The 20,958-nt window shown below is 38.9% G+C and carries 25 protein-coding genes; 1 reads left to right on the top strand and 24 read right to left on the bottom strand.

What is annotated here, in order from left to right:
* Positions 1–11: 11 nt before the first annotated feature.
* The 8 genes from mreD to ACLRYO_RS00725 form a co-directional block, all read right to left on the bottom strand.
* Positions 12–506, bottom strand: a complete 495-nt coding sequence (gene mreD, locus ACLRYO_RS00760) for a rod shape-determining protein MreD (RefSeq protein WP_021148353.1) — start codon at positions 504–506, stop codon at positions 12–14.
* Entirely contained in the window at positions 503–1,420 is a 918-nt protein-coding gene (mreC, locus tag ACLRYO_RS00755; protein ID WP_004698531.1) for a rod shape-determining protein MreC, read from the bottom strand. Before mreC ends, mreD begins: the two co-directional genes overlap by 4 nt.
* Position 1,421: 1 nt before the next feature.
* Positions 1,422–2,459: a rod shape-determining protein gene (locus tag ACLRYO_RS00750; RefSeq protein ID WP_004698656.1), complete on the bottom strand. Its 1,038-nt coding sequence runs from the start codon at positions 2,457–2,459 to the stop codon at positions 1,422–1,424.
* 279 nt (positions 2,460–2,738) lie between these two features.
* Positions 2,739–3,437, bottom strand: a complete 699-nt coding sequence (gene radC, locus ACLRYO_RS00745; protein ID WP_008714282.1) for a RadC family protein — start codon at positions 3,435–3,437, stop codon at positions 2,739–2,741.
* 137 nt (positions 3,438–3,574) lie between these two features.
* A complete protein-coding gene (locus tag ACLRYO_RS00740; RefSeq protein WP_413084617.1) occupies positions 3,575–4,141 on the bottom strand; it encodes a Maf family protein in 567 nt (188 codons plus the stop codon).
* Positions 4,142–4,229: 88 nt separating this feature from the next.
* Positions 4,230–4,850 carry a hypothetical protein gene (locus ACLRYO_RS00735; protein ID WP_413084616.1) on the bottom strand — a complete coding sequence of 207 codons (621 nt, stop codon included), beginning with the start codon at positions 4,848–4,850 and terminating at the stop codon, positions 4,230–4,232.
* Positions 4,851–5,002: 152 nt separating this feature from the next.
* Positions 5,003–6,208, bottom strand: coding sequence for an acetate/propionate family kinase (locus tag ACLRYO_RS00730; RefSeq protein WP_198455263.1), 1,206 nt, complete (start codon positions 6,206–6,208; stop codon positions 5,003–5,005).
* Between the two features lie 3 nt (positions 6,209–6,211).
* Positions 6,212–6,775, bottom strand: a complete 564-nt coding sequence (locus ACLRYO_RS00725) for a hypothetical protein (protein WP_413084615.1) — start codon at positions 6,773–6,775, stop codon at positions 6,212–6,214.
* Positions 6,776–6,961: 186 nt separating this feature from the next.
* Here ACLRYO_RS00725 and ACLRYO_RS00720 point away from each other — a divergent pair, with 186 nt between their 5' ends.
* Positions 6,962–8,155 carry a nucleotidyltransferase family protein gene (locus tag ACLRYO_RS00720; protein ID WP_413084614.1) on the top strand — a complete coding sequence of 398 codons (1,194 nt, stop codon included), beginning with the start codon at positions 6,962–6,964 and terminating at the stop codon, positions 8,153–8,155.
* Positions 8,156–8,274: 119 nt separating this feature from the next.
* On the opposite strand, the gene pyrR is transcribed toward ACLRYO_RS00720, so the two are convergent.
* The 16 genes from pyrR to ACLRYO_RS00640 all read right to left on the bottom strand — a co-directional run bounded on the left by pyrR (position 8,275) and on the right by ACLRYO_RS00640 (position 20,932).
* The gene (gene pyrR / locus ACLRYO_RS00715) at positions 8,275–8,796 is read right to left on the bottom strand and encodes a bifunctional pyr operon transcriptional regulator/uracil phosphoribosyltransferase PyrR (RefSeq protein ID WP_012864597.1); all 522 of its coding nucleotides are present in this window, start codon (positions 8,794–8,796) and stop codon (positions 8,275–8,277) included.
* A gap of 100 nt (positions 8,797–8,896) precedes the next feature.
* Positions 8,897–9,814: an RluA family pseudouridine synthase gene (locus tag ACLRYO_RS00710; RefSeq protein WP_413084613.1), complete on the bottom strand. Its 918-nt coding sequence runs from the start codon at positions 9,812–9,814 to the stop codon at positions 8,897–8,899.
* A gap of 86 nt (positions 9,815–9,900) precedes the next feature.
* Positions 9,901–10,341, bottom strand: coding sequence for a signal peptidase II (lspA, locus tag ACLRYO_RS00705; protein ID WP_004696470.1), 441 nt, complete (start codon positions 10,339–10,341; stop codon positions 9,901–9,903).
* A gap of 108 nt (positions 10,342–10,449) precedes the next feature.
* On the bottom strand, positions 10,450–10,614 hold the full coding sequence (locus ACLRYO_RS00700; protein WP_004696472.1) for a DUF362 domain-containing protein: 165 nt from the start codon (positions 10,612–10,614) through the stop codon (positions 10,450–10,452).
* A 491-nt stretch (positions 10,615–11,105) separates the two neighbouring features.
* Entirely contained in the window at positions 11,106–11,369 is a 264-nt protein-coding gene (locus ACLRYO_RS00695; protein WP_004696474.1) for a SemiSWEET family transporter, read from the bottom strand.
* 240 nt (positions 11,370–11,609) lie between these two features.
* Positions 11,610–12,911 (bottom strand): SLC13 family permease, encoded by a 1,302-nt coding sequence (locus tag ACLRYO_RS00690; protein WP_004696476.1) that lies wholly within the window; start codon positions 12,909–12,911, stop codon positions 11,610–11,612.
* Positions 12,912–12,949: 38 nt separating this feature from the next.
* The gene (locus tag ACLRYO_RS00685; protein WP_004696478.1) at positions 12,950–13,207 is read right to left on the bottom strand and encodes a hypothetical protein; all 258 of its coding nucleotides are present in this window, start codon (positions 13,205–13,207) and stop codon (positions 12,950–12,952) included.
* Positions 13,208–13,400: 193 nt separating this feature from the next.
* Positions 13,401–14,522, bottom strand: a complete 1,122-nt coding sequence (gene mmdB / locus ACLRYO_RS00680; protein ID WP_008601435.1) for a methylmalonyl-CoA decarboxylase subunit beta — start codon at positions 14,520–14,522, stop codon at positions 13,401–13,403.
* 70 nt (positions 14,523–14,592) lie between these two features.
* Complete coding sequence (gene mmdC, locus ACLRYO_RS00675) at positions 14,593–14,976, bottom strand: methylmalonyl-CoA decarboxylase subunit gamma (protein ID WP_008601436.1); 384 nt, start codon at positions 14,974–14,976, stop codon at positions 14,593–14,595.
* A 101-nt stretch (positions 14,977–15,077) separates the two neighbouring features.
* Complete coding sequence (gene mmdE, locus ACLRYO_RS00670) at positions 15,078–15,245, bottom strand: methylmalonyl-CoA decarboxylase subunit epsilon (RefSeq protein WP_004696483.1); 168 nt, start codon at positions 15,243–15,245, stop codon at positions 15,078–15,080.
* Positions 15,246–15,268: 23 nt separating this feature from the next.
* On the bottom strand, positions 15,269–15,616 hold the full coding sequence (gene mmdD, locus ACLRYO_RS00665) for a methylmalonyl-CoA decarboxylase subunit delta (RefSeq protein WP_024061998.1): 348 nt from the start codon (positions 15,614–15,616) through the stop codon (positions 15,269–15,271).
* Positions 15,617–15,689: 73 nt separating this feature from the next.
* Positions 15,690–17,219: a methylmalonyl-CoA decarboxylase subunit alpha gene (gene mmdA, locus ACLRYO_RS00660; protein WP_004696486.1), complete on the bottom strand. Its 1,530-nt coding sequence runs from the start codon at positions 17,217–17,219 to the stop codon at positions 15,690–15,692.
* 150 nt (positions 17,220–17,369) lie between these two features.
* Positions 17,370–17,792, bottom strand: a complete 423-nt coding sequence (mce, locus tag ACLRYO_RS00655) for a methylmalonyl-CoA epimerase (RefSeq protein ID WP_004696488.1) — start codon at positions 17,790–17,792, stop codon at positions 17,370–17,372.
* 52 nt (positions 17,793–17,844) lie between these two features.
* Positions 17,845–18,783 (bottom strand): methylmalonyl Co-A mutase-associated GTPase MeaB, encoded by a 939-nt coding sequence (gene meaB / locus ACLRYO_RS00650; RefSeq protein ID WP_024061999.1) that lies wholly within the window; start codon positions 18,781–18,783, stop codon positions 17,845–17,847.
* A 78-nt stretch (positions 18,784–18,861) separates the two neighbouring features.
* Positions 18,862–19,257, bottom strand: a complete 396-nt coding sequence (locus ACLRYO_RS00645) for a cobalamin B12-binding domain-containing protein (protein WP_004696492.1) — start codon at positions 19,255–19,257, stop codon at positions 18,862–18,864.
* A gap of 28 nt (positions 19,258–19,285) precedes the next feature.
* Complete coding sequence (locus ACLRYO_RS00640; RefSeq protein WP_024062000.1) at positions 19,286–20,932, bottom strand: methylmalonyl-CoA mutase; 1,647 nt, start codon at positions 20,930–20,932, stop codon at positions 19,286–19,288.
* Positions 20,933–20,958: the final 26 nt, after the last annotated feature.

Genomic DNA, 20,958 nt, shown 5'->3' with positions numbered 1-20,958 from the left:
CCCCTTAATCCTTACCAAATATAACCTTGTTGTTCATCATCTTTACGCCATAACAAACCATGCACAATAGCGCCTAACAAGCCATTCCAGAACATCACGGGTAATACCATATGCCACAAGTATAGTCCAAAGTGCAAATCGCCACCACTAGCTAATATCATAAAGCTACGAATAACGCCATCTAGCAGCGTACAAATAGCTACTATACCACTAGACCAATACCAGCGTTCTTCATAGATACGATGCTTTACGGCAGATAGTAGGTATACCACAATTACGTAAGGGAATAGATGGAGCCCAAAAAAGTTAGATATCAATACATCATGTACGATACCCCCAACAACAGCGGATATCAGCCCCATACGACGACCTTTAAATAAAGTAATCATAACAATTATCGTCAAAATTAAGTTTGGTAACCAATTTGTATGGAAAATAGTAGGCAATAATTGCACTTGTATAAAATATATTAAAAATCCAGAGAGAGCTAAAGCTAGACGCATCATTGTTTAACGGCCCCCTTTGCACCCTCTACTTGATCTCGTTGTGTTTGAGGCACAAGTTTAGGCTCAAGTTCTGGTTTTTGTGGTGCGCTTAGAGAAGACGAGGTAAGCACAAAAACTTCTTCTAAACGATGAAAATCTACACTCGGTGTGACTACCGCATTTTTAACAAATCCTTCCGAATCATTTTCGATAGATTGCACGTTGCCAACAGGTAAACCTTTCGGATAAATTCCGCCATATCCAGAGGTAATCAACTTATCACCTACCAATACATCACCATCGCGAGCAATATTTACCATAGATGGTGTACGAGGTGTATTGCCATTACCTTTTACAACGCCAGACAAACGAGATTCAGGTCGTTGTACAAGGATACCTATTGCGCTACGCGGATCAAGAATGGTTTGAACGCGAGCAGAATGCGGATATACATCTGTAATAAAACCAACGACACCACTAGGTACAACAACAGCCATATTAACTGCCATACCTTCTTCACTCCCTTTATCAATGGTGAAAGTATTTGTCCAAGTACCGTAATCCTTTGTAATGATACCTGCTAAGGTCATGGAGAATTCTGGATGGCTACTCTTATAGTTTAAAAGCTGACGAAGGCGAATATTCTCTGCCACTACTTCATCGTAGTTAACTACCTTTTGTTCCAATGTAGCTTTACGAGATGCTTCCTCTTCGCGTTCGATAGTAGAGAAAATAGCATTATTAAGTACTGTAAAGCTAGTTTGGACGCCCTCTAATAAACGAGCTGACCCATAAGAGAAAGGCGTTGTAATTCCTTCAAGGGTAACCGTAACAAAGGGAATACTAGTCCGTTGCTTCCACGCAAAGCCGAGCAATGCCATTAGGATACAACCAATGACAACGATGATAATTAACTTTTTATCTGACTGTATCATGCTAGTCTCGGCCCTTTCTATTCTTAGAATTTACAATAAAACGCGATAAGCTCACCAAATCAGATGAGGCCCCATTAAGGCCTACCACAACTTTTGTTTCAGGTGCTTCAGGAACGTGAACAGGTACACCTACTTCAGTACCAATCCGATCCGCTAATCCAGATAGTCTTGCTGTACCGCCAGTAAGCCATATGCCATGTTGCATAATATCAGCCACGATTTCTGGTGCCGTAGCACGAATCATTTGCTTAACCTCATCCAAGAGTCCTATCAAACATTCATTTACAACTTGGTACACTTCAGATTGATGAATCACACAACGTCTACCTAAGCCGTTCATCATATCGCGCCCCTGAAAGGCATACTCTGCATCCTCTAAAGGAGCGATAGCTGTACCTAATGTATGCTTAATATCTAATATGGTCTCATCAGATACGATAACGCCAAAACACTCACGCACATAGCGCAATAAGGCATTATTAATATCAGAACCACCAAAACGAATTGTTTTGCTATCCACGATACCACCTAAAGAAACAATCCCCATATCAATAGTGCCACCGCCGATATCAATAACCATAGATCCTTGCGCTTCAAAGATAGGCACACCACAACCAATAGCAGCCGCCACAGGTCGTTCGATAAGAAATACTTCTCTAGCACCAGCTTGAATAACAGCATCCATCATGGCTCGTTGCTCAACATCGGTCATCCCACAAGGAACCCCTACGACAACGCGGGCTCGACGCAATGCATTAGACACCTTATTAAGAAAGTAGCTAAGCATAGTATGCATAACGCGATAGTCAACTATAAATCCATCCTTTAAAGGCGTTAACGGACGCCACATATCGGGCATGCGCAATACGAGGCGCGCCGCTTCATCACCAACGGCTACTACTTTTTCTTGTTTTGTATCAGTTGCTATAATCGATGGTTCGCTTATAACAGTCCCTCGCGTCCCCCCCATGAGGCGCGTTTGTATGGAACCAATATCTATACTTACATCTTTTCCTAGAGTAGGTAAAATGGAACTCATAGTAATTTCTCCTTCATTACATCATCATTCCATTTTACCATATATAACGCGACTTTTTCCATTGATATCAGTACCTTTCCTTTTGTTAAAAGCACTGATAATGCATAATTCCTGTACTCATAAGTCATACATAAAAATTACATAACTTCATACATAAAATCTCATATACAATAAAGAAAAGCACTCATTTATAGGAACTTACCCATGCATCAAAATTAGGTATAGTTCAAAATGAGTGCTTTTAATAATCTTATTTGGCTTTGTTCAGTTTATTTAGGCTCAGCTCAATTTACCAATTTCGCTGAGGCTCGTAAATTCATTATCCCCTATAACGATATGATCGAGTACAGGAATCCCCATAAATTGACCAGCACTAACAAACATTTTCGTTAGCCGTATATCTTCATCACTTGGTCTACTATCGCCTGACGGGTGGTTATGGATTAGAATAATAGCCGCCGCATTGCATGCTATAGCTTTTTTAAATACTGCTCTTTGCTCTACAAGACTTGATACTAATCCACCATTAGAGATATGTTCCAACTGAATAAGCTTATTTCGAGATGTTAGCATGGCAGCCCACACATGTTCCACATCTTCGTGACGCAGTCGCTCCATCACATATTGAGCTATTACAAAAGGTTGCGAAAAATCTTCATAAGTCTCTTTAATCTTTAACTCTCCTAATCGCCTACCCATTTCAAGTGCTGCACATAGCGTCACTGCTTTATCTCTACCAATACCCTTGATTTTGATCAGATTATCTACGGTCATTCGGTTAAGACCATAAACACCATCATCAAAGGATTGTACAATATCACTTGCCAAAGAAATCGCAGATTGCCCCTTTACCCCTGTACGTAATAAAATAGCCAACAACTCCTCCATCGCCATATGTGATGGACCTAAGGCGAGAAATTTTTCTCGAGGTCGCTGGAATGGTAACATATCTTTTACACTTACTGTTGGTACTTCCATAGAATCTCTCCATTCAAATAGATAACACCATTTGTAAATCAAGCAACAAACACATCTACTCTCTTAAAATTTATTTAGCACAGCACAGCACAGCACAGCACAGCCAATTATAACACGATTCATCTGATGCGCTAGTGTTATTTAGCCCCTAACGCCTTGCAAAGTTCATCGTATACATGTTCAACTGGTAACCCTACCACATTAGTATAAGAGCCCTCTATTTTATCTACCCATAGTGCGCCTTTTCCTTGGATGCCATAAGCTCCAGTCTTATCCATCGGTTCCCCACTAGCAATATAAGACTCGATTTCAAAAGGTGCTAAATGTTTAAAATAGACCTTTGTTTCATTGTAAAAAACTACCTCTTTTTCTTTGATGAGTAACGCGACTCCAGTAATTACAGAATGCGCTCTACCCGATAAATGCTCCAACATATGGCGTGCATCAGACTCATCATAAGGTTTACCTAATACTTTATTATCAAGGACAACAATAGTATCTGCTCCTAACACAATACTTCCATCTGGAACACCTACAGCACAACGAGCCTTACCTAATGCTTGGGCTTTCACCATTTCAATAGGGTTGTCGTAACCTTCATTAGATTCCTCATAAGTACTGGATACAACAGTATGATCAATCCCGACCTGTGTTAATAATTCAGTTCTACGTGGTGATTGGCTCGCCAAATATAATCCAGCCATATACACTCCTTTACATTAAAATTCTTGTACATAAAATTCTTGGTGCACAAAAGTTATATCTACCTATTCCCCTAAAACTGACCGTCCCTTAAATAGTTGTTTCTTTATCTTCTTCAGAAGAAATTAATTTTTCATAATATTCTTGTACATCTTCCCCATGCTTCACCGCATCAGCTCGCACCGCTGCATAAAACACGATATCCGCTTGAGGTACCCGAATACGACCAGGTACATATTCTTCTAATATTTCAAAGAATCTATCATCTGCTTTCAACAGCAAACGGCCATTTTTAATCTTATTTCCATCTACAATAGAATACACAAGGGACCAAATAGGACGTGGATCAGAGGTAGAGCATTTTCTATATTTATAGCGGTATTTAATATTTGTCAACAACTCACGTTCAAACTTGAACACCCCATCAATCATGTCATAATCTACTTCAAAATGACGATTTCTAAAGATAGAGTTTTCTTCAATTACAAGCTTTGTATCTGTCAAAATATAGGTATATCGACTAACAGCCTGTTTAACCATAACAATGATGGCCATGATTTCAATAAAGTACTCAGCTAATAAAACCGTATGTAATTGAATACTGCGATACGTTGTATAAGCTGCTGCACACAGCAATAAAATCACAAAAAATACTACCAATAACTCTGCACTTCTGGTGCGCTGAGATTTTTCTTCATATAATACCGTCATGCTTTACCCCTTTTAAAGAAATCACTAATTAATAACTATACATACTATTATAAGATATTCTATGCATAAAAACTACAAAAACCCCGTCCATATCTAAGATATAGGCGGGGTTTTATGACTCTATTAGTCACTCAGTTCAGATACGAACTATATTATTTTTTCAATGCTGCAGTAATACGTTGAGTATCACGAGCAATCATGATTTCTTCGTTTGTAGGAATTACAAAGATTTTAACTTTAGAGCCATCAGCACTGATTTCTTGTTCTTTACCACGAACATTATTGCGTTCAGAATCAATACGAGTACCTAAGTATTCCAAACCATTACAGATTGCATCGCGGTTACCAATACCGTTTTCACCAATACCAGCGGTAAAGATGATAGCATCTACACCGCCCATAACGGCAGCAAAGGCACCGATTACACGACGAACTTTGTAATGGAACATGTTCAATGCCAATTGTGCGCGCTTATTGCCATTAGCAGCAGCTTCTTCAATCACACGGAAGTCATTGGATACACCAGAAATCCCTAATACACCGGATTCTTTATTCATAACTCTATCAATTTCTTCATAGGTCATACCTGTTTTTTCCATCAAGAATGGAACGATAGCAGGGTCAATATCACCTGTACGAGTACCCATGATCAAACCAGACAATGGAGTGAAGCCCATTGTAGTATCGATGGAGCGACCACCTTTAATAGCAGCCACAGAGGAACCATTCCCCAAGTGACATGTGATGATACGAAGATCAGTCATATGTTTACCCATTAATTCTGCACAACGTTGTGCTACATATTTATGGGATGTACCATGGAAGCCATAACGACGAATACCATAATCTTCATAATAAGAGTAAGGAAGCGCATACATATATGCTTCTTTTGGCATAGTTTGATGGAATGCAGTATCAAATACAGCAACTTGAGGTACATTTGGCATAATCGCTTCACAAGCTTCAATACCTTGAATGTTTGGTGGGTTATGCAATGGTGCAAGAGAAGCACATTCTTCCAACGCTTCCATAACTGCTGGTGTAATCAATACGGAGTCAGCAAATTTTTCACCGCCGTGTACTACACGGTGACCTACAGCATCGATTTCATCCATGGAAGAGATAACACCAAATTCAGCATCAACTAAAATATCTAGCAAAATGCGAAGCGCTTCTTTATGGTTCAAAATTGGCTCAACGCGTTCTAATTTATCTGCATTAGGACGTTTATGAGTGAAAATAGCATCTTGATCACCAATCTTTTCAAAAAGGCCTTTTGCCAATTCTGTTTCAGTTGTCATATCAAGTAATTGATATTTCAAGGAAGAACTACCGCAGTTAACTACTAATACGTTCATCGATTAACCCTCTTTCTGTTGTGTAACTTGAATCTTGTTTTGAATTTCTTTGCTGATATCAGCACCTACCTGATCCTTTTCAGGATATTGATAGATTATATTCCACAATACGCCATGATCTAAGAATACGTATTGAGAAAATCTAAATGTTTGCCCTTGTGTTGTATACGTCACATCAAGCTTCTTTGAAGATGTACCTTGTAAAGCTACAGATTCTTCCTTGATGGTTGCGCCCATCTTAGTGAACTCAGACTTACTACGATTCAAAAACTCATCAACCGTAGGCAATGGCTTGTTATCACCAGCACGCAAAGCTTCAACTTCAATCACCATATGCTCTGTAACGGATCCATAAATATCGATTGGATATCCATCATCAGTCATATTTTTTGTGCTTTTACCCATTTCATAAGGCAAAGCAATGGTAATCTCAGATTGACCAACACGGATAACTTGATGGCCAAAACTATATGTATCCATTACATTATTTGAGCCACATCCCGCCATTGCTAGTAGAGCAACACCGAGTAGAGCCCCTTGTAATGTGCGTTTCCAATTTTGTTTCATCATATACCTCACATCAATTCAGCATTTACAGTTAATTATAGCCTATAGAGACAAGAAAATCTATACTAAACTTAATATTTACACACAATATTACATATCTAAATAAGCCTTTAATTTAGATATAATGAAATGTTGTTTACAGTATTTCCTCGCTTTGTTACACTAACACTAATGAAAGGAGACACTATGAAAACAATCGGTATTATCTGTGAATATAATCCATTTCACAATGGACATGCCCATCAATTATATACCTTAGCACAAGAGCATTCAGATGCGCTGCGCATTTGTATCATGAGTGGTTCCTTTGTACAACGAGGTGAACCTGCTATTTTTTCTAAATTTGATCGTGCTCGTTGGGCCATTCTCGGTGGTGCAGACATTGTTATTGAGCTACCTACGCTCTATTCTTTGGGTAGCGCACAACTCTTTGGAACAGGTGCTATTCGTATGGTAAAAGCTTTACATATCGACGCCCTTTCCTTTGGTTCTGAAACGGCTAATCTAGATGCACTCGTAGATATAGCTAAACGTATGGATTGTGAAAGTACTCAAGCAGTATTACGCACCTATATTAACGAAGGCATGTCCTATGGCTCTGCCTTTCGTAAAGCCCTCGATACAGAGATACTAAACACACCCAATGCACTATTAGGACTTGAATATATTCGGGCAGGACTTAACTATCATCCTACCTTAAAATACATGCCAATCTTACGCATATCAAATCATCACGAAGTAAATATTACAAAAGATTTCCCTTCTGGTACAGCATTGCGTAAACTTATAACAAATATGGCTGCGGGTAGTAACAATTGTAATATAAACAGTATCGTTCCTAAGACTATTGCAGACGATATGACTAATATAATTTCTAATGGTGCCTATGTAAACTATAACCGCTACTATGATATAATCCATTCCTTAAGTCGTCGTACATCAACAACCAAGCTGGAAAGCTTTGGGGAGTTCAACGAAGGTATTGAACACTTATGGTCTAAAGCAGCTCAACAACCTACGTGGAACTTGGCTATGGAGCATATAAAATCAAAGCGCTATACCTATGCACGTTTACAACGAATGGGAGCCTATCTCACCTTAGGAATACAAAAGGATTTACTACAAAGGGCTATGCAAGAAGGTCCACAATATGCTCGTTTACTTGCCTTCAACAATAGAGGTCGTCGATGGCTTCGAAATAATTTTGAAATACCACTTATTCAAAAATGGGCCAAAGCACCTAATGAATTAAATACGTTAGGACAAACAATACATCAAATTGATACATTAGCTACAGATGTACAGGCCTTATGCTTACATAATGAAGTTAAACGAATGGGCCATATGGACTACACCTATACGCCACAATACATAAGATAAGCAAAACTTCAATCTGATAGAAACATTCTGCACATAAATATAAGAGTCGAATAATTTAAGTTTATTAAGATAAACCATCTTATTATATGCTAATACTCAAAAAGGGGTTACAATACAGATTATTCCTGTATTGTAACCCCTTCTTCACCATCCAGATCAGCGACGGCAACGCGTACACTTTCAAGATGCGATGTAGGAATATTTTTACCTACATAGTCTGCTCGTATAGGCAATTCACGATGACCACGATCGACGAGAACGGCCAATTGAATAGATCTAGGTCTACCAGCCGTCATTAATGCATTTAAAGCAGCACGAATAGTACGGCCCGTATACAAAACATCATCTACAAGGATAATTGTCTTTTCCGTTGTATCGATCGTACACGGTTTCCCCTCTTTAGGACGAGCATCACGATCATCACGATACACTGCAACGTTCAAAGACTCACAATCAATATGAATACCTTCTATACGCTCAATTTCAGCTTGTAAACGTTTTGCCAAAATGACACCACGCCGTTCAATACCTACAATTAACGCATTAGATAAACCTTTATTGCGTTCTAAAATTTCATGACTAATACGACGAATCGCACGCATTATAGCGTCTTGATCCATTAATAAGCGTTTCTTCTCCATATATACGCCCTTTACAGCATAGGATTGTTCTATGCCCCTATATCCAAATAAGTAGTAAAAATATGTACTTAAACAATCAATGTAAACATTTAGACTATTTTCATTTATCTTCACGATAGGTCTTAGCAAATTCTAAGCATGCCTTAAAATCAGCTGGTACCGGTGCTTCAAAATGCATCTCTTCACCTGTAATAGGGTGTTTAACATCTAACGATTTAGAATGTAATGCTTGCCCTTCTATAGGAAAATCCATACGTCTATATCCATAAAACGGATCATTAACAACAGGATGTCCAATATAAGCAAAGTGAACACGAATTTGATGTGTTCGACCTGTTTCTAAATTACACTCTACCAAGGTTTGATGACCATAACGAGCTAATACTTTGAAATGTGTTACTGCATCTTTACTGTTTTCAAAGACTACAGCCATTTTCATACGGTCTTTTGGATGGCGCCCAATAGGCGCCTTAATAGTCCCCTTTTCCTCTACAATATTACCCTGTACTAGCGCCCAGTACGTACGTCTTGCAGAATGTGCCTTTACTTGTTCTGCTAGACCAATGTGCGCTGCATCATTTTTTGCAACCATCATAACACCAGACGTATCTTTATCTAAGCGATGCACAATACCCGGTCTAATTTCACCATTAATACCTGATAGGTCCTTACAATGGAATAATAAAGCATTTACAAGTGTACCAGAATAATTTCCTACTGCAGGATGCACCACCATGCCACGAGGTTTATTAACAATAACAATATCGTGATCTTCATATAAATAATCTAAAGGAATATCCTCGGGTTTAACCTCAATCGATTCAGGCTCTGGGATCTCTACACGAATTACAGTATCAGGTGTAAGCCGAAGATTAGCCTTCCCTACTTTACCACCTACTGTAACATGACCACCTTTAATTAAACTTTGAATATAGCTACGAGATCCTTCCATCTGTTCAGTTAAAAATACATCTAGTCTCATGCCTTCTTGCTCAGCACTTACAATATATTCATTCATCCTCTATTCCTCTTTGAGTCAAGTATAAGATATATATTTATTGACGAATCAAGTCAATGATTTATAAAGAGCCCTAATAATGAAAGCTATTCATGGTCCTCTTTCAATGAAAACAAATAAAATACAACAAAAGCTACACCTATACAAATACCAATATCTGCCACATTAAAAATAGGCCATACACGAAAATCAAAAAAGTCCACTACCCCATGAATCATGTATCGGTCAATGCCATTACCAATTGCACCTGCGACTAATAAGGCGGATCCGATTTGCAAAGTCCAATGGCCCTTAGCTAATCGCTTCCAATAAAAAGCACAAACAGCTAATAGAACAAAAGCTACTAGTAAGAAAAACCATCGTTGATTCGCTAACATGCCAAAGGCTGCACCGCGATTAATAATATAGGTAAGATGAAATACATTAGGAATAACAGGTAAAGATTCACCTAACAAAAAATGATTCATTACATAATATTTAGTTAATTGGTCCAATAATAACCAAATGATAAGTACTGTATAAAACAAGATTAACTCCCTTACTATAATATAAGTCTTAATAGTCCTATTATACTAAGTTACGCAAATTTAGGCAAAATAAAAAGCCCCTCAATGAGGGGCGTGTTTTATTTGTGATTACTCAGCGGAAATTACAGAAACTGGGCAAACGGATTCGCAAGAACCGCAATCGATGCAAGCATCGCCAATTTCGTATTTAGTTTCGCCTTCAGTAATGCAGGAAACTGGGCAAACAGATGCGCAAGAACCACATTTAATGCAACCATCAGCAATAACTCTCATAATTAGGACCTCCATCAAAATATAGATCAAAACTTTTTATTATCATTTAGAAAGGCACTTGCCTCAACTTATGTTCTCATTATCACACAGTTCAAATTGAAAGTCAAACGAAAATGATAAAAAATTATATAATATTTTGCATAATAATTGTTCCTTTTTATCATAAAAAGCCTATATTTATATGTATTTTGATATTTCTTTTCATTTATGTAATTGAGTTTAATAATCAATAATTGAGAATGCACTAATTATCATTTCAATTAAAATACGTACTATTATACTAGGAATTCAATTATCAATATTTATTATCATAAAAACTATTTTTTTATTACAACAGATTTAACGCTTATCTATATTTTAATCTAACATATAAACTTCACTCTAAAAAAGGCCGAATCATACGATTCGACCTCATTTATATTTATAAAGTAAAGTAATATCTTTACTATTATTCACTATATAACAATAATACTATTTTTTTCTTATAGCACTTAGAAAGATGTTAAGAATGTTAGTGTACCTAAAATAACGCCTGCAAGGTTTGGTACGATTAAAATATAATCACGTTTAGGTGATTTTGTCCAACCATATAATACCCAGATCAAACAGGATACTGCTGCAAATAATGGTTGCCATGGTTGACTAGGTTGACCATGAAGATTAGCAATTATTTGTGGGATATAGGCTAAAAATACAAATACACCAATAAATGCACCAATAGAACCAACTAACATGTTAAATCTTTCTTTTGTCATAGATGACCTCCTTATTCAACATTACATTATTATATCTTACACAATATACTATATCATATTTTTTTCGATGTAGTCAATTGTGTAAAATTAATCATGCAAATTAGTTTAATTCATATTGCTTTTGATTACACTTATATGTAATCTATATTAAAATCATATAGACTAAAATCATAAAAAACGAGGCCGAATCTTACGATTCGACCTCGTGTGTGCTTGTATAGTAGAGTAACCTATTCCCTATTATTTACCAGGGAAGAATGGCCATACCATTGGAATGATAATTAAGCTTACTACGAAGCAAACTAAAATCAATGGAACGCCAGCTTTTACATAGTCAGTAAATTTGTATTGACCAGGACCAAGTACTAATGTATTTGGAGGTGTACCTACAGGTGTACCGAATGCGCAGGATGCGGCAACGCCGATAGCCATCAATACAGCATGAGGATCAGCCCCCATACCTTGAGCAATGGAGATACCGATAGGAGCCAATAATGCACAAGATGCAGTATTAGACATAAATTGCGTCATAACACAAGACAAAATAAACAATACGCCTGTTGCAAAGTAAGGACTAGGATCGGAACCCATAACACCAATTACTGCATCAGCAATCATTTTACCTGCACCAGATTGATCAAGTGCGGTTGCCACTGGCATCATACCAGCAAACAAGAAAATTGTTACCCAATCAATAGATGTGTAAGCTTGTTTTTCATTCAAACAACCAGTTAATACGCAAAGCATTGCACCAATAACAGCAACCATGCTCAACGGTAAGTTAATACCAAAGTGTTCTTTCAATGGTTCGCCTAAAATCATGGCAAGGATTACACCTAAAAGAATAAGACCAGAGAACAATTGTTTCTTAGGATCGTTAGAAATATCTTCAGCAGCTACTTCTTGTTCTACATCACCGGCATCAGTAATTTCATGTTTAGGTAATAAATGTTTACCAATGAGCATCATGAATACGATAGTAGCGATAGTCAAAGGAATGCCAATCCAAGCAAACTCAAAGAAACCAAATGGTTCAATGCCAAATTTAGTCAATGTACCACTTACAATGATATTAGGTGGTGTACCTACCATTGTAATGATACCACCGATACCTGCAGCGAATGCTAAAGGCATCAATTGACGAGATGCAGGTATCTTAGCAACAGCACAGATACCAACAACTACAGGAAGTAAAGCAGCTGTTGTACCAGTGTTAGATAAAAATGCGGACATGGTAGCTGTTACAAGCATAATCGCAAGCATCAAGCCATTTTCGCTAGTCCCTGCATGAGATACTACGGTTTCCCCAATTTTTTGAGCCAAACCAGTATAGAATAATGCAGCACCAACAACGAACATGCCTGCAAACAACACAACTGTACTATCAGATAAACCAGAGAATACAACCTTAGGAGTAATAATACCCATAAGGCCTAATGTAATTGCGCCGCCTAAAGAAGTAATAGCTAGAGGAATAATTTCCGTAACGAATAAAACAGCCATAACTGCAAGGACGATTAAGGTTTGTTCTGCAGTACCCATACATCATCATCTCCCTTCAGAGAAATGCACTGACATAATTATAAGAGATATAAAATATAACCTACGATACCAATGGCAGAGGCCATTATAAAAGTAATCCCATATCCCTCTCTTGTTTTAGGATACCCAAATAATAAAGTTTCACCAAGAAAACCTCGGCGGTTAAACCAAGAATATTTAGTTCTCTGCTGAAACCATTTAGCTTTACCTTCAGCACCGATAATCAGCGCAGTAATAAAAAAAACAATAAATGCCCAAACAAAACAAATCAGTATTTTTAATTCAATTGATAACAAGTGACCACCTCTACTATATTTAAAGCACTAGAAGGTTATTCTGTGAAATCTTGCTAATCACCTAATGACCGATCTGAAAAGCATTTATTGCAAATATTCCCTTTTATGTATGATTACATAATGACCAAGGGCTTTTTGATTCACCAATAGGTGTACCAATTTAGGTACACCTGGGTGAATAATTATTAAATTATTAGTGGTTAGACAACATAGCAAGCATTGTACCTGCAGCTACTGCTGTACCAATAACGCCAGCTACGTTAGGACCCATAGCATGCATGAGCAAGAAGTTAGCTGGGTTAGCTTTCGCACCTACTACTTGAGATACGCGAGCCGCCATTGGAACCGCGGATACACCGGCAGAACCAATAAGTGGATTTGTTTTACCACCATCTACTAAGCTCATCAATTTACCAAATAATACGCCACCAGCAGTACCACCGATAAATGCAACTAAGCCTAAGCAGATAATAAGAATTGTTTGTACGCTTAAGAAATGTTCCGCACTCATTGTTAAACCAGTACCAGTTGCCAAGAAGATTGTAACAGTATTGATTAACGCATTTTGAGAAGTATCGGACAAACGTTCAGTTACGCCAGATTCACGGAACAAGTTACCTAACATCAACATACCTAAAAGGGATGTAATGGAAGGAAGCAATAAGGAAATGAAGATCGTTGCAACAATTGGGAACACGATTTTTTCAAAACGTGTAACTTCACGCAATTGCTCCATAACAATTTCGCGTTCTTTTTGCGTAGTGAAGAGTTTCATTACAGGCGGTTGAATCAACGGTACCAAGGACATATAGGAATATGCGGCAACCGCGATAGCACCTAATAAATGAGGAGCTAGTTTAGTAGCTAAGTAAATGGATGTAGGGCCGTCAGCACCACCGATGATACCGATAGCAGCTGCTTCTTGAGCTGTGAAGCCAAGCATCATTGCGCCACCTAAAGCAACGAATACGCCGATTTGAGCGGCAGCGCCTAAAAGCAATGTTTTAGGATTAGCAATGAGTGGACCAAAGTCAGTCATTGCACCTACACCTAGGAAAATTAAAGGTGGGAAGATTTCTTGGGAGATACCTGCGCTAATAAGTGCCATAACGCCTTCTTCGAAACCATTACGAGGAATATTGGCAAGTATACAACCAAACGCAATCGGACCCAACAATAAAGGTTCAAACTCTTTAGCAAATGCCAAATACAATAGGATCAAACCTACAAGAATCATAATAGCATTGCCTGTTGTAAATGCGAGGAACCCGCTATCTGTAATAACGGATTGAATCGCAACAGCAAAAGCCTCCATATGCGTTCCCCTTTCACAAATATAAAATTGTTAGATGACGTGGCGCAGCCACGTCATACAACACTTGGTATTAGCCAAGAACAACCATGTCGTCACCAGTGGATACAGTTTGGTTAGCAGATACGCGAACTTCGGAAACTACAGCATCATGTGGAGCTGCGATTTCATTTTGCATTTTCATAGCTTCAAGGATCAACAAAGTTTCGCCTTTTTTAACTGCTTGACCAGCAGATACTGCTACAGATAAGATTTTACCAGGCATTGGAGCTTTTACAGTTTCAGCACCTGCTGGAACTGGAGCTGCTGCTGCAGCAGGAGCTGGTGCAGGAGCTGCTTTAGGAGCTGGAGCTGCTGCTGGAGCTGCTTTAGGAGCTGCTGCAGGAGCCGCTGCTTTTACTTCATTAACTTCTACATCATATGCTGTACCATTTACTGTAACGTTGAATTTTTTCATCTTAAATTCCTCCAAAATGTGTAGTTCCTACACAAAACTTATAAATATTTTTACACATATAAATTGAGTAATCCCACGGATTATCAAAATAGCCAATTATCTTATCGATTACCACGCAAACGGCCTTCCATTTTCCAATTGTAGCTTACGATTGGACGGATATGCGCGATTTGATCAGCGGAATAACCCATTGCCGCTAATGCACCAACGATTACTGCTACTACATCTTGAGATGGAGCTTTACCGTTAGTTGTTGTAGCATTGCTCATTACAAATGCCTCCTAAAAATATTTTAACCTCTACCGCTTAAGCGACCTTCCAAGCGCCATTTAGCACTGGTTGCTGTAGGTCGAATAGATGCAATTTGTTCAGATGAGTACCCCATCGCCACAATGGCACCTACGATAGCTGCTACTACTTCATCCTCATTTTGAGCAGATGCATTTGCTGGAGCTACAAAAGTAGCTGTTGGAGTAACAACAGGAGCAGTTGCTGCTGGTGCTTCTTTTTTCTTCCTAGTAGGATCGATTAAATGTACGATTTCCATAAGAATACCTAAAGCTATCAATACAGCAAATACAACTGTCATATTAATCGCCATGATTAACCAAGGATTGGTAGTAACTGCTTGTCCTTCCATAATCATTCCCCTTTCTAAAAAAGTAGTAAAGAAAGGTATCTCCCAAATTCGATGATATGTTTACCGAATCGAATTATAATGGAATATTACCATGTTTCTTTGGAGCACGGTTTTCGCGTTTACTTGCAAGCATTGCCAAAGCGTTGATAACTGCTGGACGAGTTTGTTTAGGTTCGATTACAACATCTACGAAGCCACGTTCTGCAGCTTTATAAGGAGTCGCAAACTCTTCTACATATTTAGCTGTTTTAGCATCTTTATCTTCGTCTTTCTTGAAGATAATATTAGCTGCACCAGCAGGACCCATTACAGCGATTTCGGATGTAGGCCAAGCATATACTTGGTCTGCGCCTAAATCTTGGGAACACATAGCGAGGTAGGAACCGCCATATGCTTTACGAGTGATAACAGTAATTTTTGGTACTGTAGCTTCAGAGTAAGCATACAACATCTTAGCACCATGACGAATGATACCGCCCCATTCTTGATTTGTGCCAGGCAAGAAACCAGGAACGTCAACGAAGTTAACGATTGGAATATTGAAAGCATCACAGAAACGGATGAAACGGGAAGATTTGTCAGAAGCGTTAATGTCCAAGCAACCAGCCATTACCTTTGGTTGGTTAGCGATGATACCAACGGATTGACCATCAAAACGAGCGAAACAAGTAATGATATTTGTAGCATAGAATGGTTGTACTTCATAGTATTCGCCATTATCTACAGTAGCTGCGATAACATCTTTCATGTCGTAAGGCATGTTACTGTTATCTGGCAACAAGCTATTCAAGCTTTCATCTTCACGAGTTGGATCGTCACCAGTATCTACCAATGGAGCATCTTCCATATTATTGGATGGCAAGAAGCCTAATAAGTAACGAATTTGAGCGATACAATCATCTTCATTTTCAGCTGCAAAGTGAGCAACGCCAGACACGGAGTTGTGCGCCATTGCACCACCAAGATCTTCAGCTGTTACTTCTTCACCAGTTACAGATTTGATTACTGCAGGACCAGTGATGAACATTTGAGAAGTGTTTTTAACCATGTAGATAAAGTCAGTCAATGCTGGAGAATATACAGCACCGCCTGCACATGGACCCATGATTACGGAAATTTGTGGAATAACACCAGATGCATTTGTATTTTCAAAGAAAATTTTACCGTAACCAGCAAGGGCATCTACTGCTTCTTGAATACGAGCACCGCCAGAATCGTTGATACCAACAATAGGAGCACCCATTTTCATTGCTAAACGTTGTACTTTAACGATTTTAGCAGCATGCATTTCACCAAGAGAGCCACCTTCTACAGTGAAATCTTGTGCAAATGCATATACTAAACGACCATCGATAGTACCATAACCTGTTACTACACCTTCGCCTGGTAATTCTTTCTTTTCTTGACCGAAGTTAACACAACGATGTTTAACGAATTGATCAAGTTCAACGAAGGAATTATCATCGAACAATTTAGCCAAGCGTTCGCGAGCAGTCATTTTACCTTGAGCATGTTGTTTCTCAACGCGTTTTTCACCGCCACCAGCTTTAACTTTAGCTAGTTTTTCGTGCAATAACTCGATTTTTTCCTGCACTGTTGCCATTATAGCACCTCCAAATAAAACTTGTTACAGTATCATTTTATTTCATAAATGAATAAAGTTCAAGAAGCATACATATTTAATATATAACGTAGGATTATATGTATATGTATATCTACAACTCATATATAATGATGTGAATTGGATACTGTATTATTTCATACGTTGACATAATTCAAGCAAAACACCGCCAGTTGCTTTTGGATGTAAGAAAGCAATTGAGGAGCCGCCTGCACCATAACGAGGTTTTTCGTCAATCATACGAACGCCTTTAGCCATCAAATCAGCAATAGCATTTTCAATATTATCAACGCGCAATGCAACGTGTTGGATGCCATCACGACCGCCATTTTTTTCGATAAATTTACCGATAGGGCCATCTGGAGTTGTAGTTTCTAAGAATTCAAGTTCAGCATCACCACAAGGGAAGAAGGATACTTTTACCTTTTGTTCTTCTACGATTTCGTCTTCAGGAAGATGTTCAATGCCTAATGCATTTTTATAGAATTCTTTAGTTGCTGCTAAATCATTAACACCAATACCGATGTGGTCCACTTGTAATACTTTAAAAGCCATTTTGATTATCTCCTTTTATAAGGCTAAATCTCTCATGCTATGTAGTCGCCGTCTACTTTAGCACATTTGACATAACGCCGTTAACAACTGTATATGGATCGCTCATGCGTTCATTTACAGCTGCCACTTGGCTATTAAATTCATCGCTAGTGACTATTTTTTCCGCCACATAACGACCAATTTGCTCATTAATCATTGCGATGATTTCATCACGCGTACGTTCTGCCCGGCGAGCATCCAACTCACCAGAGTCTTCAAGATACTCAAAATGTTCATCCAAGGCTTCGATGAGTTCATCTACACCTTGATCTTTGCTGGCAACAGTACGCTTAATCGGAGGTCTCCATTTGACTTCGCGAGAATCGAGATCAAGCATCATCTCGATTTCAACATTCAAACGATCGCAACCGTCCCGATCCGCTTTGTTGATAGCAAATACATCGCCAATTTCAAGAATACCCGCCTTGATAGCTTGGATATCATCACCGAGACCAGGAACTAGTACAACCAATGTAGTATCAGCATTTTTTACAATATCTACTTCAGATTGACCTACGCCTACAGTTTCAATAATTACTAAATCCATGCCAAAGGCATCCATGAGTTTTACAACGTCTGCAGTCTTTTTAGATAATCCACCAAGACTACCTCGCGTGCCCATGCTTCGAATGAATACATTTTCATTTAATGTTAAATCATTCATTCGAATACGGTCCCCCAAGATAGCACCTCCAGAGAATGGGCTAGTTGGGTCGATGGCAACGATGCCGATTTTTTTACCTTGATCTAAATAATGTTTAACTACCTTATCGGTCAAAGTACTTTTACCAGCACCAGGGGCCCCTGTAATACCGAGAATACGTGCGTTCCCCGTTTTAGGGTAAATTGCCTTCATAATATCGATGGCATTATCATACTCGTTTTCTACAGCTGTTATGGACCGTGCTAAGGCTAGTCTAGAACCTTCAAAAAGGCCTTTAACTAAATCCATTCGCCTCACCACCTATCTTCGAATATGGGAATAGAGGGGAGCCAACTATTCGAGTTGCACCCCTCTTTGCCCAAGCAATTATTTTACGTTTTCTTTAATAAAGTTAACGATATCGCTAGTTGGTGTGCCAGGTGTGAATACTGCCGCTACGCCAGCTTTTTTCAAGCCAGGGATATCAGCGTCAGGAATAACGCCACCACCGATTACAAGAACATCCCCCATGCCTTTTTCTTTCAAAAGTTCAACAATTTTAGGGAACAATGTATTGTGAGCACCGGAAAGAAGAGATAATGCAACTACATTAACGTCTTCAGAAAGCGCTGCTTCAACGATTTGTTCTGGTGTTTGACGAAGACCAGTGTAGATTACTTCGAAACCAGCATCGCGAAGTGCGCGTGCTACTACTTTTGCACCACGGTCATGACCATCAAGACCTGGTTTTGCTACAATTACTCTAATACGTTTTTCTGCCATGATATATTACCTCCGAAATCAGCCGATATTATAATGTGGAATGAGCTTCGTATTCACCGAATACTTCGCGCAATACATTACAAATTTCACCCAAAGTAGCATATGTTTTAACTGCTGCAAGAATTAATGGCATCAAGTTAACAGATTCGTCAGCTGCACCAGCTTTCAAATCAGCTAAGGCTTTATCAACTGCGGCTTGATCGCGGTTAGCACGAACTGCTTGAGTTTTCTTAGATTGGTTAACACCTACGGAAGCGTCTACGCGAAGCAAGTCTTTTGGAGCTTCTTCTTCAACTTGGAATTTGTTTACGCCAACGATTGTGCGCAAGCCAGATTCAACTTCCATTTGCCATTTGTAAGCGGATTCTTGAATTTCTTTTTGGATGTAGCCTTTTTCGATTGCTACTACAGCGCCGCCCATTTCATCAATTTTCTTGATGTATGCCATAGCTTCGTCATAGATAGCGTTAGTCATAGCTTCAACATAGTAGGAGCCGCCCAATGGGTCAACTACGTCAGCCAAACCAGATTCGTAAGCCACGATTTGTTGAGTACGAAGGGCTACTTGTACAGATGCTTCTGTAGGAAGAGCCAAAGCTTCGTCACGGGAGTTTGTATGTAAGGATTGAGTACCGCCCATTACAGCAGCTGCAGTTTGAAGAGCAACACGAACGATGTTGTTATCAACTTGTTGTGCAGTCAACATGGAACCAGCTGTTTGAGTATGTACACGAAGCATCATGGATTTTGGTTTTTTAGCACCAAAACGTTCTTTCATGATTGTTGCCCACAAGCGACGAGATGCGCGGAATTTAGCAACTTCTTCAAGTACGTTATTATGAGCATTCCAGAAGAAGGAAAGACGACCAGCGAATGTATCAACATCAAGACCAGCTTTCAAAGCTGCTTCTACGTATGCGATACCATTAGCAATTGTAAATGCGATTTCTTGCACTGCCGTGGAACCTGCTTCACGGATGTGGTAACCGGAGATGGAAATAGTATTCCATTTAGGAACGTATTGAGAACAATATTCGAAGATATTAGTGATCAAACGCATGGATGGTTTTGGAGGGAAAATGTAAGTACCACGAGCTGCATATTCTTTCAAAATATCATTTTGAATTGTACCTTTCAATTCAGTGGAAGGTACGCCTTGTTTTTCAGCTACTGCAATATACATTGCCAACAAAACAGACGCCGGAGCGTTAATTGTCATGGATGTGGATACTTTACCAAGGTCGATGCCCTCGAACAAGATTTCCATATCTGCCAAGGAGTCAATAGCAACGCCTACTTTACCAACTTCGCCTTCAGCCATAACATCATCAGAGTCATAACCGATTTGTGTAGGCAAGTCAAATGCACAGGAAAGACCTGTTGCACCAGATTCGATTAGGTAGCGGTAACGTTTGTTAGATTCTTCAGCTGTAGCGAAGCCTGCATACATACGCATTGTCCAGAAACGGCCACGGTACATAGTAGGTTGTACGCCACGAGTATAAGGGAATTCGCCAGGCATTCCCAAATCGCGTTCATAATCAAAGCCTTCAATATCAACTGGTGTATACACACGGTTGTATTTTAAGTTTTGACGTTCTGGAGTTTTTGCGCATTTTTCGTCACAAAGTTTGTTGTACTCAGCAATTTGGGCTTTTAAGTTTTCGTAAGCCATGTTTTCATCATCCTCCTAAAAAAACA

This window comes from Veillonella parvula (genome assembly GCF_047241225.1).
GTDB classification, from domain to species: domain Bacteria; phylum Bacillota; class Negativicutes; order Veillonellales; family Veillonellaceae; genus Veillonella; species Veillonella parvula_O.
Note: the sequence above shows the minus strand (reverse complement) of the source record. Positions and strands in the feature narration are given on the sequence as shown.

Excerpts from the sequence above, each read along its gene's own strand:
- ACLRYO_RS00645 (WP_004696492.1), bottom strand. The coding sequence starts at position 19,257 with ATGGCAGAAAAACGTATTAGAGTAATTGTAGCAAAACCAGGTCTTGAT.
- mce (WP_004696488.1), bottom strand. The coding sequence starts at position 17,792 with ATGGCTTTTAAAGTATTACAAGTGGACCACATCGGTATTGGTGTTAAT.
- ACLRYO_RS00695 (WP_004696474.1), bottom strand. The coding sequence starts at position 11,369 with ATGACAAAAGAAAGATTTAACATGTTAGTTGGTTCTATTGGTGCATTT.
- pyrR (WP_012864597.1), bottom strand. The coding sequence starts at position 8,796 with ATGGAGAAGAAACGCTTATTAATGGATCAAGACGCTATAATGCGTGCG.
- ACLRYO_RS00735 (WP_413084616.1), bottom strand. The coding sequence starts at position 4,850 with ATGACGGTATTATATGAAGAAAAATCTCAGCGCACCAGAAGTGCAGAG.
- ACLRYO_RS00690 (WP_004696476.1), bottom strand. The coding sequence starts at position 12,911 with ATGGGTACTGCAGAACAAACCTTAATCGTCCTTGCAGTTATGGCTGTT.
- ACLRYO_RS00730 (WP_198455263.1), bottom strand. The coding sequence starts at position 6,208 with ATGAACGTATTAGTAGTTAACTGCGGTAGTTCTTCCTTGAAATATCAA.
- ACLRYO_RS00700 (WP_004696472.1), bottom strand. The coding sequence starts at position 10,614 with ATGAGAGTTATTGCTGATGGTTGCATTAAATGTGGTTCTTGCGCATCT.
- mreD (WP_021148353.1), bottom strand. The coding sequence starts at position 506 with ATGATGCGTCTAGCTTTAGCTCTCTCTGGATTTTTAATATATTTTATA.
- mreC (WP_004698531.1), bottom strand. The coding sequence starts at position 1,420 with ATGATACAGTCAGATAAAAAGTTAATTATCATCGTTGTCATTGGTTGT.
- ACLRYO_RS00720 (WP_413084614.1), top strand. The coding sequence starts at position 6,962 with ATGAAAACAATCGGTATTATCTGTGAATATAATCCATTTCACAATGGA.
- mmdC (WP_008601436.1), bottom strand. The coding sequence starts at position 14,976 with ATGAAAAAATTCAACGTTACAGTAAATGGTACAGCATATGATGTAGAA.
- ACLRYO_RS00640 (WP_024062000.1), bottom strand. The coding sequence starts at position 20,932 with ATGGCTTACGAAAACTTAAAAGCCCAAATTGCTGAGTACAACAAACTT.
- ACLRYO_RS00725 (WP_413084615.1), bottom strand. The coding sequence starts at position 6,775 with ATGAAACAAAATTGGAAACGCACATTACAAGGGGCTCTACTCGGTGTT.
- radC (WP_008714282.1), bottom strand. The coding sequence starts at position 3,437 with ATGGAAGTACCAACAGTAAGTGTAAAAGATATGTTACCATTCCAGCGA.
- mmdA (WP_004696486.1), bottom strand. The coding sequence starts at position 17,219 with ATGGCAACAGTGCAGGAAAAAATCGAGTTATTGCACGAAAAACTAGCT.
- mmdE (WP_004696483.1), bottom strand. The coding sequence starts at position 15,245 with ATGAGCAATGCTACAACAACTAACGGTAAAGCTCCATCTCAAGATGTA.
- mmdD (WP_024061998.1), bottom strand. The coding sequence starts at position 15,616 with ATGGAAGGACAAGCAGTTACTACCAATCCTTGGTTAATCATGGCGATT.
- meaB (WP_024061999.1), bottom strand. The coding sequence starts at position 18,783 with ATGGATTTAGTTAAAGGCCTTTTTGAAGGTTCTAGACTAGCCTTAGCA.
- ACLRYO_RS00750 (WP_004698656.1), bottom strand. The coding sequence starts at position 2,459 with ATGAGTTCCATTTTACCTACTCTAGGAAAAGATGTAAGTATAGATATT.
- mmdB (WP_008601435.1), bottom strand. The coding sequence starts at position 14,522 with ATGGAGGCTTTTGCTGTTGCGATTCAATCCGTTATTACAGATAGCGGG.
- ACLRYO_RS00710 (WP_413084613.1), bottom strand. The coding sequence starts at position 9,814 with ATGAATGAATATATTGTAAGTGCTGAGCAAGAAGGCATGAGACTAGAT.
- ACLRYO_RS00740 (WP_413084617.1), bottom strand. The coding sequence starts at position 4,141 with ATGGCTGGATTATATTTGGCGAGCCAATCACCACGTAGAACTGAATTA.